The organism is Frankia sp. CpI1-P (assembly GCF_001421075.1).
GTDB lineage: Bacteria > Actinomycetota > Actinomycetes > Frankiales > Frankiaceae > Frankia > Frankia torreyi.
The window spans coordinates 1-13,352 of record NZ_LJJX01000091.1; the positions used below are offsets into that span (position 1 = coordinate 1).

Genomic DNA, 13,352 nt, shown 5'->3' on the forward strand with positions numbered 1-13,352 from the left:
ACGATGACCGCCGTGGGATACAAGCGTCTCCCCGGTGGCCTGCCGGTCGCCGAACAGCCGGAACCGGACAGGCGCATGATGACACCGTTCACCCTCAACGAGATCCGCCATGTCTTCGCCCTGTTCACCGAAGCCGTTCTCCCACCCGCCATGATCACCTGGTGGTCGGACTGGCNCCGCGGCCACCAGGCCCNCGCCCGCTACTACCACTACCAGACCCGGATCTACGCTGCCCAAANCATCGCCCGGCAGGCAGCAGCCACATAAAGATCACTGGTGCTGTAGTACTAGGCCGCGTATGCGGTTGTGATCAGGCCGGTTTGGTTGCGCCGCTTGATTTGGATCGTCGAGGCGTGGAGGACCGCAACCCTTCCCCCACCTCTGCACCGTGTGGATGCGGGCGGCCGCAGCGCCGGGCGGGGTTCAGTGCTGGCGTCAACACACCCGGCTACGGCTCGGGTCGCCGATCCATCGGCGCGGCAGTCTCAGGCCGTCATGCACGACCGCGAAGACACCGTCGAACGCCGAGGTTGGCGCCGACAGCCTGGCCTCGGCGCGGTCGGTCCGGGGCCAGGCTGTCGGCCGGGTCGCTGTCTACTGCCCGAGATCGCGATATCTTTCGATCTCAGCTCTGCTGGGTGTCTTCCCCGCCGTCACGAAATAGACGCTGTCGGCGAGTCTGAAGGGTGAGTTTCCGCTTGCCAGCGCAGCACCTTCAAGTACATCGGCGATTCTGGTCCGAGCGGGATCATCGGCCGTTCGAAAATCGACGATCACGGCGCCGTGTTCGCGGAGGGNGCTGATTGCATGAACCACGTCGCGGCGGGAGTTCGCAATGTGCGTGGGNGTTTCCTGGCCGGCGTCGCCTTCGCTCATCTGGCACATCCTGTTCGGGTTGAAACTGGGCGCGGTGGCTTCCGGGCCGATTATACCGGTGCAGAATCCCCCGCACAGTGGGGTCTCAGGCGCGATGGGGTGGCGAGCTCTCTGATGCGGGCGAGCTTAGACCAGGGGCAGGATCGCCCAATTCTGGTTGGTCCCATTCACATCCGCGTAGACGTCGAGCTGGAGGCCGCCGGTATTGTATCCACCAGGAACCGTGACGACCTTGCCCGAAGCGTAGTTCTGGAATTTCCAGTAACCGCCGGAGGTATATTTCCGCCAGAGCTCGTTCGTGTTCAATGTGTTGCAGGTCGACTGAACAAGCTTACCGCTGCGACTCCGCGACGGCGGGTGAGGGCTGTGCGCCGACCGCATTCGCGGTGGAGGCTGCCGCGGCGAAAACGACCGACAGGGCGGCTGCGGCGACGAGAACCGTCGCATTTCTTGATGCCGATGTCCATGGGCGGCGGAACTTTGGTTTTCTCACGCTGACCTCCGCCGGAGCGGCGTTATCGCCTGGACGTTTCTCGGGTCGCAGAATCNGTTGGCTGACGTCCACCAAACAACTCCGCACAGCCTGCACCGGGCCGGCAATCGTGTCAATTTAATCACTCACAGCAACGGGGGATCGGTACCTGGATCTGGGCGGCAGCAATTGCCTGAGCACCCGTGTATGGCCAACTGGCCGGCGGTTGACCCACTGGTGTCTCGTGGATGTTTTTCGAGACCTGGCTCNAACGTCACAATGCCGGTGGCCTTGCGGTCCGCATACTTGCCCCTGGTCTCCCCGTCCGGGGACTTGACATGCGTTGGCTGATACCGAAAGAAACCGATGGTCGGGAGTGCTCGGTTCTTCTCGGGCGATCTGTTGCCACTCGTGTGGGAACTCAGCGCCAGCTNCCAGCCGTGGCACGGCGCTGTTGCGTTCGTCGGATGCGGAAGCTTGGGTGGCCGATCGTGCATGATCAAGTGATGCGGCGTCGTCGGCTTCATCCGCCAGCTCCGGCCTCGGACTTCGCGGGTTCCGGTTCCCACCGGACGTGATCGTGCTGGCGGTGCGGTGGTACCTGCGCTACTCGCTGTCCTACCGGGACCTCGAAGAACTCCTCGCCGAACACGGCATCGTCGTCGACCACGTGACGATCTACCGGTGGGTCCGCCGGTTCACTTGGTTGGTTTCGTCCTGGTCGTGGGGTCCGGCCCGGTAGATCGTCCGTATGACACGGGTGCAGTTGACCGACGCGGAGTGGAAGTTCGTCCGGCCGTACTTGCCGATCGGCGAGTACGGCCCGTATCCCGAGCGGCTGCGGGAGCAGTTCGCCGGGGTGCTGTTGAGGTCGCCGACGGGTGGGCAGTGGCGGGAGATGCCCGCGGAGTTCGGTGCCTGGTCGATGGTGCACAACCGGTTCCGGCAGTGGCGTGACGCCGGGGTGTTCGAGGCCCTGCTGAACGGCATGCTCACCGAGGCTGCCCGGCGGGGTGAGGTCGATCTGTCGCTGGTAAGCGTGGACTCCACGACCGTTCGCGCTCATCATGGCGCTTCCGGGGTGCGCCTGGACCCCGAAAGGCTGGCCGCGGTGGAGAAAGCCGCCGCCGGCCACGACACCGACCTGCACAAGGACCGGAACACCGTCGAACGGACGATCAACAGGATGAAGGCCTGGCGAGGTATCGCCACCCGCTACGACGAAATCCCTACCAGCTACCTCACCGGCTTCCACCTCCGCNCCTCCATGATCTGAATCAAAGAACTCACCCGAACCACACCTTGATCACCACCCAATACGCGGCCTAGAGGAGTTCTGCCGTGATCGATACCCAGCGACTCGCCTCCTTCCTGCTTGTCGTGGTGACGCTGATCGTGGTGCCCGGGCCGAGCGTGCTCTTCGTCGTCAGCCGGGGAGTCTCGCTGGGTCGGCGGGCGGCGGTGTTCACCGCGCTCGGCAACGAGTCGGCGATGCTGGTCCAGGTTCTGGCGGTGGCGTGCGGCCTGGGATTCGTCGTCGAACGCTCGGTGGTGGTGTTCTCCGTGCTCAAGTTCGCCGGCGCCGGTTACCTCGTCTATCTCGGCTGGCAGGCATGGCGGCACCGCGGCGATCTCGCCGTCGCGGTCGCGAGGCCCACGTCCTCGTACCCCTCCCTGCGGATCCTGCGGGACGGCTTCGTCGTGGGAATCGGTAATCCCAAGGGAGTGCTCATCTTCACCGCGGTGCTGCCGCAGTTCGTCGACCGGTCGGCCGGTGGCGTGCCCGGCCAACTGCTGGTCCTCGGCCTGATCTGCGTGGCGATCGCGCTGGTCTCGGACGTGTCGTGGGGCCTGCTCGCCGGAACCGCCCGTAGCTGGCTGGCGCGCTCGCCGCGCCGGCTGTCGGCCATCGGNGGGGCGTCGGGAGTCGTCATGATGGGACTGGGGCTGAAGCTGGCCGTCAGCCGCCGGCCCTGACCCGAATGTCGGGCACCCGGAATATGGCGGTGCGGCCGACCGAAGCGGGTGATAGCGTCCGCGTTCCGTCGAGGAAAGGCGTGTCATGTCCGAGCTGGTGCACCGACCGGACGGGATTTCATCCCCGGAACAGGTGCTCCTGGCCGCCGGAGTGCCGTTCACGGTGATGGATCACGAGCCGATCGTCGGGCAGGCGGACGCGGAACTGCTGCTGGGCCTCCCGACCGAGCGGCTGTTGAAGACGATGGTGTTCAGAAATGCCGACCGCGGTTTCGTCCTCGCCGCNCTCCCGGTCACCGGCCGGGTCAACTACGGCAGGCTGGCCCGGGCGGCGGGAACCTCCCGCGCCAAGCTCAGCCAGGCGGCACCGGAGGACCTGCGGGCCCTCGGCATGGAGCCCGGCGGAGCGAGCCCGGTGTGCGCCGCGGCGGGGGNGGTCGTGGTGTTCGACGTCGCCGTCCGGCAGATGGGCGTCGTCTGCTGCGGCAGTGGGCGGGCCGATCGCACCATCCAGGTCGACGTCGGCCATCTGATCGAACTGGTCAAGCCGATCTTCGGCGAGCTGTCCCGGTGAGGGTGAGCCCCTCTCACCCTTGACGTCGCCCCGATCGCCGCTCGCCTACTCCCCGTCACCGCAGGCGATCCGGCCAAGAACCCGACCAGGGAAGATCTCACCGGGCGACGACAGGCCCGGCAAATTCGTTGCGGTAAGTGACGGCCATCCGTTTCCCCTCCGTCGTGGGCCGTTCACCTGCGCATCGGACGCTACCTACGTAACGACGAACCGGGAACCAGCCATCTCCCGGAACGGACGTACCTGGACTAGCCGTCCTCACCCTCTCAAGGAGCATGCCCGTGGCTCGACCACGCCTGCCTCGACCACGCCTGCTACGCGCCGCCGCCGCGGTGACGCTGGTGGCGGCGCTGGCCGCCGCGTGCGCGACGGACTCGTCCACCTCCGACTCCGCCCAGGCCCCGGCCGGCGCGACCGGCACGATCCCGCAGCTCGCCGCCGACCAGAAGGTCTCGATCGTCTTCGAGAGCTACAACCTGCTGAGCACCGGCACCTGGAAGCCCGTAATCCAGGGCCTCATCGCGCAGTTCGAGAAGGAACACCCGAACATCACCGTCAAGGGCCAGCCCCCGCAGGGGGTGACCACCGGCAACGAGTACACCACCAGCATCAAGAACCAGGTGCTGGCCGGAAACCCGCCGGACGTCGNCCAGATCACCTTCAACGCGCTGCGGTTCGCCGCCACCAGCCTGGGCGCGGCGCCCATCGACACCCTCGTCGGCAAGGACGCCCTCGCCACGAACTACGGCGGCGCGCACCCCTACGCCCCGGCCGTGCCGAAGCTCGGTGAGGTCGACGGCCGCACCTACGCCGTCCCGTACGTCTTCTCGACGCCGGTGATGTGGATCAACAAGACGCTGTTCGCCCAGGCCGGTCTCGACCCGGCGAACCCGCCGAAGACCTGGGCGGACGTCAAGGCCGCGGCGCTGGCCATCAAGGCGAGGACCGGCAAGGAGGGCATCGAGGTCAACTGCCTGACCAAGCAGACGGTGGACTGGTGCTGGCAGTCGATGGTGCTCTCCAACGGCGGCCGGGTGATGGCGCCGGACGCGAGCAGGCTGACCTTCGCCGACGCGCCCGCCGTCGAGACCGTCTCGATGTCGCAGGACCTCGTCCGCAGCGGGGCGATGCCGAACCTCGACCAGCAGCAGGCACTCAAGGCGTTCAGCAGCGGGCAGCTCGGCATGATGGTCGAAAGCAGNGCCGTGCAGGCCGCCCTGATGGCGGGCGCCAAGGCGAACAACTGGGAGCTCGGCGCCACGGGTGAGCCGGGCTTCGGCTCGAAGCCCGTCGTCCCCACCAACTCGGGCTCGGCCCTGGCCATCTTCAGCAAGGACCCGGCCAAGCAGCGCGCCGCCTGGGAACTGATCAAGTTCCTCACCAGCGACNACGCCTACACCCAGATCTCCTCGAAGATCGGCTACCTGCCGCTGCGCACCGGGCTCATCGACGACCCGAACGGCCTGCAGGCGTGGGCGAAGGCGAACCCGCTCATCAAGCCCAACCTCGACCAGCTCACCCGGCTGCAGCCGTGGGCGGCCTTCCCCGGCGACAACTACCTGCAGATCCAGGACACGATGATGACAGCGGTCGAGGGCGCCGTGTTCAGCGGCAAGGACCCCGCCTCCACCCTGGCCGGCGCCCAGAAGCAGGCCTCCGACCTCATGCCGGCCCGGTGAGCCCGATGACCACCCAGGCCCCTCCCNCCCCCGCCTCCCCCGACTCCCCCGACTCCGCTGCCACCCCCGACTCCGCTGACGCGGAGGCGATCGCGGCGCCACCGACGCGACGCGGCCTGCCGCTGCCCGGCACGATCAACCTGCGTGACGTCGGTGGTTACCCGGCCGCCGACGGCCGGACGGTCCGGTGGCGCACGCTGCTGCGCTCCGGTGCCCTGCGTGGCCTCGACGGGCGCGGCCGGGCGGTGCTCGCCCAGATCGGCCTGCGCACCGTCGTCGACCTGCGCGAGGACGCCGAGGTCGAGCACGACCCGGACGCGCTCGGCCGGCTGCCCGCCACCCACCGCCGGGTGCCGATCTTCACCCTGCCCGCCGCGGCGCAGGCTGCCGTGGGCCGAGTGGCCGACGGTGACGGCGCGGGCGAGTCGGCGGCCGTCGGCGCCGCCGCCGGCATGGCGGCCGTCCGGGCCGCGGGGGCCGACGGCGATCTGGCCAGCGTGTTCGACTTCGCCGTCGACCAGCGCGGCAGCCGCCTCACCGCCGCGGTCGTCGCACTCGCCGCGCCGGGCGCACTGCCGGCGATCGTGCACTGCAGCGCCGGCAAGGACCGCACGGGCCTGGTCGTCGCCCTGGTCCTCGACCTCGCCGGGGTGCCGACCGAGGTCATCGCCGAGGACTTCGCCCTGACGTCCTACTTCCTGCGCGACGAGGCCGCCGCCGCCGTCCTGCGGATGTCGGCCCGGACCTCGGCGGACGGCGCCGCGGTGGCACCGGCCATGCTGGCCAGCCCGCCGGAGCTCATCCTGCGCGCGCTGGACCGCATCCACGCCGGCTTCGGGGACACCCGCTCGTATCTGCTGGCGCACGGCGCGACCGCGCACGCGCTGGACCGCCTGGTCGACGCGCTCCTGGTTGCCCCGCACCCGACCGCCGTCGACTCCGACCATCACGAACTCTAGGGGCCCTCATGTCCAGCTCTCTCGACCCGAGCGACTTCACTCCCAGCCACATCCTCCTCCAGCTCAGCGACACCCACATCGTCCGCGAGGGCGAGCTGCTCCACGGCAAGGTCGACTCCCACGCCGGGCTGCGCACGGCCCTCGAGCAGATCGAGGCCTCCACCCTGAAGGTCGGCGCGCTGCTGCTGACCGGCGACCTCGCCGACAGCGGGGACCTCGTCGCCTACCAGCGCCTGCGTGACCTGGTCGAGCCGGTGGCCGAGCGGCTGGGCGCACCGGTCCTCTACGCCGTCGGCAACCACGACTCGCGGGGTCCGTTCCGGGCGGGGCTGCTCGGCGCGGAGCCCACCGAGGAGCCCTACGACTACGTCCACTGGGTCGACGATCTGCGGATCATCGTCCTGGACACGACCGAACCGGGCGAGCACGGCGGCTTCCTCAGCACCGCCCAGTTGCGCTGGCTCGCCGACGAGCTGGCCACCCCGGCGCCCGGTGGAACGGTCCTCGCCCTGCACCACCCGCCCGTGCCGTCGCCGATCTCCATGGTGAACAAGTACCTGCTGGCGGAGCCCGCGAACCTGGCCGACGTGCTGGCCGGCACCGACGTCCGGATCGTCCTGACCGGCCACGCCCACCACTCCTCCGCCGGGGTGATCGGGGGCGTGCCGGTCTGGGTTGCCGGCGCGACCGCCTACAGCGCCCGCACCCTCGGCCCGGCCGACCGGCTGACCGGCATGGTCGGCGGGGAGTACACCCGCGTCGACGTCTACCCCGACGCCGCCGTCGCCACCGCGATCCCGCTGACCCCCACCGAGGTCATCTACGACGTCACCCTCGACGAGATCGCGCAGCTCAGCGCCGCCCACTGAGCCCCGCGTGGTCCACGGGGCCCGGACGGCATCGCCCGTGCGGGCCCCACCCCCGCGCCGTCGAAGGTTCGCGGGGATGTCTACCCGTCCGTATGTGCCGAGCGCCCCATCGACGATGATGGACCGGAACGGGGGTGGGGGATAACGAGGGGCGAATCACCGGAGCAACGGCCGGATCCCCGGCTGCCGCGCGGTCCCGACCGGGACGCGCAGGTCGACCCGCGGCGCGCCGACGACATCGCCGCCCGGCTCGCCGCCGAGGAGGCCGGGGAGGAGACGCTCATCGCGCCCGCCGGCTGGCTGCCCGCCGGCCCACCGCCACCGCTGCCACCCGCCGGACCCTCCTCCGTGCCGGCCTGGCAGCAGGTGCCGGCCTGGCAGCAGGGCCCGCCCCCGCCGCCGGCGCCCATTTACGGCGGTCCGCCCCTGCCGCCGGCGGTGATCTCCGGCGGTCCGCCCCCGCCCCCGGCGCCGGCGCCGGCGCCGGTCTATGGCGGTCCACCGCTGCCGGCGTGGGACGACGGAGGTCGGCCCCCCGCTCGGCGTGGGCGGGGCTGGCTGCGCCGGCTGTTCCGGCGGTGAGCCCGTTCGGCGCCGCCGCAGGTCGGGCCGCCGCAGGTCGGGCCGCCGCAGGTCCGGCCGCCGCAGGTCCGGCCGCCGCGGCTCGGGCCGCCGCAGCCCCGGCCGCCCGGTCACCGGCCGGGAGCCACCCGGACGCGGTGCGGGGACGGCGGCGGACCTACGCCGTGTGGGAGCTGACCCTGGCGTGCAACCTGGCGTGCGGGCACTGCGGCTCGCGCGCCGGGGCCCGGCGTCCGGCGGAGCTGTCCACCGCGCAGGCCCTGGACGTGGTGGCCCAGCTCGACGCGGTCGGCATCGACGAGGTCACGCTCATCGGCGGGGAGGCGTTCCTGCGCCGGGACTGGCTGACGATCGCCGCCGAGATCACCCGCCGGGGAATGGGCTGCACGGTCACGACCGGCGGGTACCGGTTGAGCGCGGCGATGGCGCGCGGCCTGCGGGCGGCGGGCGTCACCCAGTGCTCGGTGTCCGTGGACGGCATGACCGCGACCCACGATCGACTTCGTGGTCGGGTGGGCTCGTGGGAGTCGTGCTTTCGGACGATGGAGCGCCTGCGGTCGGCCGGGGTCGAGGCGACCTGCAACACGCAGATCAACCGGCTGACCGCGCCGGAGCTCCCGCGGCTCTACCAGCGGCTGCGCTCGGCGGGCGTCGTCGCCTGGCAGTGGCAGCTCACCGTCCCGATGGGCAACGCGGCCGACCACGCCGACCTGCTGCTCCAGCCGGTCGAGCTGCTCGAGGTGTTCCCGGTGCTCGCCCGGATCGCCCGGCGCGCCAGCCAGGACGGCGTCCGGATCCACGCCGGGAACAACGTCGGCTACTACGGTCCCTACGAGCGGCTGCTGCGCTCCCCCGAGGGTTCGGCTTTCTGGACCGGCTGCCAGGCCGGGCTGTCCACCCTCGGCATCGAGTCGGACGGCACGATCAAGGGTTGCCCGTCGCTGCCCACCCGGGACTATGCCGGCGGGAACATCCTCGACCGCAGCCTCACCGACCTGCTCCGCGACGCCCCCGAGCTCGGCATCAACCTGACGGCGGGCACGGCGGCCGCGGCCGAGAACCTGTGGGGCTTCTGCCGCGGCTGCACCTACGCGGACGTCTGCCGCGGCGGCTGCACCTGGACCGCCCACACCTTCTTCGGTCGCCCCGGCAACAACCCCTACTGCCACCACCGCGCGCTGACCCACCAGCGCGCCGGCCGGCGGGAACGGCTGGTCCAGACCGCCCCGGCACCCGGCGAACCGTTCGACCACGGGCTGTTCTCGCTTCTCGAGGAGGACCTGGACACGCCCTGGCCCTCGACCGAACGGCCCTGCCTCACCGCCGCGGACATCCGGTGGCCCGCCGACTGGGTCGACTGACGCCCCGCCCACGCGCCGGACGAGCCACCCAGGGAGGATGATCCCGGCGATGCAGTCCGTATTAGGGTGATTCGCGGGAATCATTTGCATACATGAGGGAGGTCGCGCGTGACCGGTGGGAAGCCGCACGAGGCCGGGGTCGACGGCGCGGGGGGTGCGACGTGGCGGACGACCCTGGGCGGTGCGCACAGCCCGATCGATCTGAGGACCGACCAGCCGCATTCGGCTCGGATGTACGACTACTACCTCGGCGGCAAGGACAACTTCCCCGCCGACCGGGAGGCCGCCGAGCAGGCCCTCGCCGCCTTCCCGAACGCCCGCGTCGCGTCCCACGCGAACCGGGCCTTCATGGTCCGCACCACTCGTCACCTGGCCGGCGAGGCGGGGGTCCGCCAGTTCCTCGACATCGGCACCGGCATTCCCACCAGCCCGAACCTGCACGAGGTGGCCCAGTCCGTCGCACCGGACGCCCGGGTCGTCTATGCCGACAACGATCCGATCGTGCTCACGCACGCCCGCGCGCTGCTCACCAGCACCCCGCAGGGCACGACCACCTACCTCGACGTGGACCTGCACGNCCCCGAGAGCATCCTGGCCGCCCCGGAACTGCGAACGGCCCTCGACCTCACCCGGCCGGTAGCGCTCTCCCTGATCGCCATCATGCACTTCATCCCGGACGCCGACGATCCACGCGGCCTGTTGGGCCGGCTGCTGCGGGAACTGCCGTCGGGCAGCTACCTGACCCTCACCCACGCCACCGCCGACCACGACGAGGGGATGGAACGGCTCGCCGCCGCCTACCGGNCCGGTGGCATCCCCGCACAGGCGCGGACCCGGGCCGAGGTCGCCCGCTTCTTCGACGGCCTGGAGCTGCTCGATCCCGGCCTGCAGATCGTGCACCGCTGGCGCCCGGACGGCGCGGCCCCGACCGATCTCACCGACGCTCAGGTCAGCTTCTACGGCGCCGTCGGCCGCAAGCCGTAGTACTGCAACGGCGCTTGGGTGTGGCCTCGCCAGCCGCCCCTTTTACCTGCCCGGCGCGCACGGCGGCCCGGGCGGGCAGGCCNGCGATCAGCTGGTCCGTGCGTTCCTGCCGCAGCAGCGCCGGCCCTCAGCCGTCCTCGGGGCGGACCCAGCATCGGACGACACAGTCCACTGGTTGAGGGAGCGGGAATACTGCACGACTTGAACAACACGCGATATTTAACGGACTTGCCGGAGCCCCGGTTGGATAACAGCACTCCACCAGTCAACTGAGAGTCATCCGCACGAGATGCGCCATTCCCCGACCGCCACCACCTCGGGCCCCGGCGGCGCTGGTTGGGGGATGAACAGCGCCGCGGTCCGGACCGCAGTGTCGCGTGCCCAACGGCCGGTGGTGAGAACGCCGAGTACGGCAATGGCCAGCCCACAGCCAACCATGATCCACCAGGAGGGCGCGCTGGTCGGGTCGATAGTCACGCCGGAACCACCCGCGGCGTGATGCGCGGCTACCGAGCCGAGGACCGCGACGCCGAGCGTCATGCCGATCTGTCGGCTGGTACCGGCGACCGCCCCCGCGACGCCTGCCTGGGCGAGCGGCATCCCGGATACCGCCACATTCGTGGTCGGGGCGCTGACCATCCCGAACCCGGCGCCGAAAAGCACGTACGCGCAGATGACCGGCGCGAGGTCGGTATACGTGCCCAGGAAGGACAGGATGACGCCGCTGACTGATATCGCGATCCCGGCGAGGATCAATGATGGCCGGGGGCCGTGGCTGGCCACGAGTCGACCGGAGATCAGCGGCATCACCGCCGCGAGGGCCGCCATCGGTAGCGTCAGCAGTCCGGCGTGCATGGCCGAGTAGCCGCGCACGGCCTGCAGGTAGAGCGTGTTCAGGAACAGGAAGCCGCCCATCGCCGCGTAGGCGCAGACCGCGATGGCGGTGGCCCCGGAAAACGGAGCGCTGCGGAAGAACCGCACGTCCAACAGGGCGTCCTGGCGCCGCCTCTCACACCCGACCAGCCCAGCCAGGGCGAGGGCCGCGACGAGGAACAGGACGATCGTCCGCGGGGCGGCCCAGCCGGCGTCCGGCGCCTCGATGATCGCGTAAGCGAGGGTGCCGAAGGTGACGGCGACCAGCACCTGGCCCGCCGGGTCGAACCGCCGGGCCCGCGGCGCCCTCGACTCGGGCAGGTACCGACCGGTGAGCATCATCGCAATGACGCCGACCGGCACGTTGATCCAGAAGATCGACCGCCAGCCGGCCGTGTCGACCAACAGCCCGCCGAGAACCGGTCCCAGCGCCAGGCTCAGGCCGACCACCCCGCCCCACAGGCCGATCGCGCGCGCCCGCTCCCGACGCTCGGTGAAGGTGTTCGTGATGATCGCCAGCGCGACGGGGTTCAGCATCGACCCGCCGACCGCCTGGATCATCCGGAACGCGATCAACCAGCCGAGACCCGGCGCCAGACTGCACAGCAACGACCCGAAGGAGAACAGCGTCAGCCCGGTCCGGAACACGCGCCTGCGCCCGAACCGGTCGCCCATCGAGCCCGAGAAGAGCAGCAGACTCGCCAGTACGAGGCTGTAGGCGTCCACCGTCCACTGCAGCCCGGAGTCGGCGGCATGCAGATCACTTTTGATCGACGGCAGGCCGACGTTGAGGATCGTCGCATCCATCGCGACGACAAACGCGCTCGAGCAGCAGATCGCCAACACCACCTGCCGCCGGCCGGCGCTCAGCCCGNCCGACACCGCGCCACCAGAGACACCGGGAGTCCCGTCGCCAGCTAGCCGCGACATCGACACCATGAGCGCTCCGATCGTTGCGGGAAGAAAAACAACCGAGGTCGAGCGCTGGGACCACATTCCAGCAACGCTCAACTCTCTCGACAACCGACGGGAGCGCGATCCGACTCTGCGGCCGCGGTCGACGGCATCGCGGACAATATGCGCTCGCCCTGAAACTGCGGCTGGACGATGCACGGAAACTTTCGGACGATACGCGGAACCTTTCGACGACCTGCGATTCGTGAAGAAGTTTACTTCGACGTCATCCGCCGTTCCACCCACATCGGATTACAGCGGCCGCTCCGCGGACAAGATCGGTACAACTGAGGAACTACACGCTGCAGCCTCCGACCTGACTGGACTTTCCGCCTTCGGCCCGCCGGATTACCTGGAGGGGCTCGAGGTGGTCTTGACGTCCTACGAGCAGGAGGCTGACCTGACTCCGGACGGCGGCCAAATGGTCCGCGGCAATCTGTGCGACATCCTGGTTGCAATCGCGTCGCCCACACGGTCGAGGACTGCTCGCAATTGATCCGCCAGTCAATGCCCACATTTCTATTCGAGTACACCGCGCACCTGCGACCTACGCCGCGTGGCTGGCGGACCAAGACCGGGCCGGACGCGACCCAGCCAGGTTCTACGACGTCGAGTGCGCGGACTTCACCGCCGACCCGCTGGCCACCGTCGCCGATATCCGCCGTTTCTGCGGATGGGACCTCCCCGCTGAGGCCCCCCGGCCATGTCGGCCGTACTGGCCGAGGAGGACCGCCTGCGTGCTCACCGCTACGACCTGGCGGACTACGGCCTCCGCGCCGAGGAGGTCAACACCCGGCTGGGCGCGCTGATCCGAGGCCGGAAGGGANGCGACGCGCCATTGCCTCTGGCCTAGAAGATCACTGAAAATCTTGCGGGGTGCTGGTGGGGGTGGATGGCCGTGGTTTAAGGGGGTGCGGCGGTCAGGGNCCAGCCGTTGGTGCTGGTGTGGGNGAGTCCGAGGTTGATCAGCCGGCGGAGGTTGAGTGCGGCGGCGCGGTGGTGGAGCCAGGTGTCGTTGCGGGTCACGCCGCGGTAGGGCACGCGGCGGTTGCCGTGGGCTACCAGCCAGGCGATTCCGCGTTCTACCGGGGGACGCCAGCGGCGGTACTCGTCCTGCCATGCCGGGTTGGTGGCCTCGCGGCGGGCGGCGGCCAGCTGGGTGTGCTGGGGGTGGATGGTGAGGGTCCGTCCG

General features: G+C 70.0%; 8 protein-coding genes and 13 pseudogenes. 18 read left to right on the forward strand and 3 right to left on the reverse strand.

The genetic code is table 11. From position 1 onward, the window contains the following. Positions 1 to 175: pseudogene (locus FF86_RS29885) on the forward strand (IS701 family transposase); the annotation flags it as partial. Between the two features lie 827 nt (positions 176 to 1,002). On the opposite strand, the gene FF86_RS69320 reads toward FF86_RS29885, so the two are convergent. Beyond that, positions 1,003 to 1,323, reverse strand: a complete 321-nt coding sequence (locus FF86_RS69320; RefSeq protein ID WP_082122365.1) for an RICIN domain-containing protein — start codon at positions 1,321 to 1,323, stop codon at positions 1,003 to 1,005. 599 nt (positions 1,324 to 1,922) lie between these two features. On the opposite strand from FF86_RS69320, the pseudogene FF86_RS33880 reads away from it, so the two are divergent. The 17 genes and pseudogenes from FF86_RS33880 to FF86_RS60945 form a co-directional block, all read left to right on the forward strand. Next, positions 1,923 to 2,048, forward strand: a pseudogene (locus FF86_RS33880) (IS6 family transposase); the annotation flags it as partial. 51 nt (positions 2,049 to 2,099) lie between these two features. Continuing rightward, a partial coding sequence (locus FF86_RS29890; protein ID WP_242419882.1) for a transposase occupies positions 2,100 to 2,609 on the forward strand: 510 nt, incomplete at its 3' end. 80 nt (positions 2,610 to 2,689) lie between these two features. Next, the coding region (locus FF86_RS29895) for a LysE family translocator (RefSeq protein ID WP_396230186.1) at positions 2,690 to 3,261 on the forward strand (572 nt) is incomplete at its 3' end. Position 3,262: 1 nt separating this feature from the next. After that, positions 3,263 to 3,325 (forward strand): annotated as a pseudogene (locus tag FF86_RS63450) (hypothetical protein); the annotation flags it as partial. Between the two features lie 166 nt (positions 3,326 to 3,491). Beyond that, positions 3,492 to 3,610 (forward strand): annotated as a pseudogene (locus FF86_RS63455) (hypothetical protein); the annotation flags it as partial. Position 3,611: 1 nt separating this feature from the next. Then, positions 3,612 to 3,759, forward strand: a pseudogene (locus FF86_RS60905) (YbaK/EbsC family protein); the annotation flags it as partial. 1 nt (position 3,760) lies between these two features. After that, positions 3,761 to 3,899 (forward strand): annotated as a pseudogene (locus tag FF86_RS60910) (hypothetical protein); the annotation flags it as partial. Between the two features lie 275 nt (positions 3,900 to 4,174). Then, positions 4,175 to 4,547, forward strand: a pseudogene (locus FF86_RS60915) (ABC transporter substrate-binding protein); the annotation flags it as partial. A gap of 1 nt (position 4,548) precedes the next feature. After that, positions 4,549 to 5,100: pseudogene (locus tag FF86_RS60920) on the forward strand (extracellular solute-binding protein); the annotation flags it as partial. Between the two features lies 1 nt (position 5,101). Further along, positions 5,102 to 5,287: pseudogene (locus tag FF86_RS60925) on the forward strand (ABC transporter substrate-binding protein); the annotation flags it as partial. Position 5,288: 1 nt separating this feature from the next. Then, a pseudogene (locus FF86_RS60930) lies at positions 5,289 to 5,578 on the forward strand (ABC transporter substrate-binding protein); the annotation flags it as partial. Positions 5,579 to 5,718: 140 nt separating this feature from the next. Then, positions 5,719 to 6,537, forward strand: coding sequence for a tyrosine-protein phosphatase (locus FF86_RS29910; protein ID WP_242419886.1), 819 nt, complete (start codon positions 5,719 to 5,721; stop codon positions 6,535 to 6,537). A gap of 8 nt (positions 6,538 to 6,545) precedes the next feature. Then, complete coding sequence (locus FF86_RS29915; protein ID WP_044888625.1) at positions 6,546 to 7,406, forward strand: metallophosphoesterase; 861 nt, start codon at positions 6,546 to 6,548, stop codon at positions 7,404 to 7,406. Between the two features lie 719 nt (positions 7,407 to 8,125). Continuing rightward, entirely contained in the window at positions 8,126 to 9,349 is a 1,224-nt protein-coding gene (locus FF86_RS29925; RefSeq protein ID WP_055410774.1) for a radical SAM/SPASM domain-containing protein, read from the forward strand. Between the two features lie 108 nt (positions 9,350 to 9,457). Continuing rightward, the coding region (locus FF86_RS60935; RefSeq protein ID WP_396230187.1) for an SAM-dependent methyltransferase at positions 9,458 to 9,926 on the forward strand (469 nt) is incomplete at its 3' end. Between the two features lies 1 nt (position 9,927). Beyond that, positions 9,928 to 10,153 (forward strand): annotated as a pseudogene (locus tag FF86_RS60940) (SAM-dependent methyltransferase); the annotation flags it as partial. Position 10,154: 1 nt separating this feature from the next. After that, positions 10,155 to 10,333 (forward strand): annotated as a pseudogene (locus tag FF86_RS60945) (SAM-dependent methyltransferase); the annotation flags it as partial. 276 nt (positions 10,334 to 10,609) lie between these two features. Here FF86_RS60945 and FF86_RS29935 read toward each other — a convergent pair. Further along, on the reverse strand, positions 10,610 to 12,055 hold the full coding sequence (locus FF86_RS29935; RefSeq protein ID WP_313954398.1) for an MFS transporter: 1,446 nt from the start codon (positions 12,053 to 12,055) through the stop codon (positions 10,610 to 10,612). A gap of 1,056 nt (positions 12,056 to 13,111) precedes the next feature. Next, positions 13,112 to 13,352, reverse strand: a pseudogene (locus FF86_RS29940) (transposase); the annotation flags it as partial.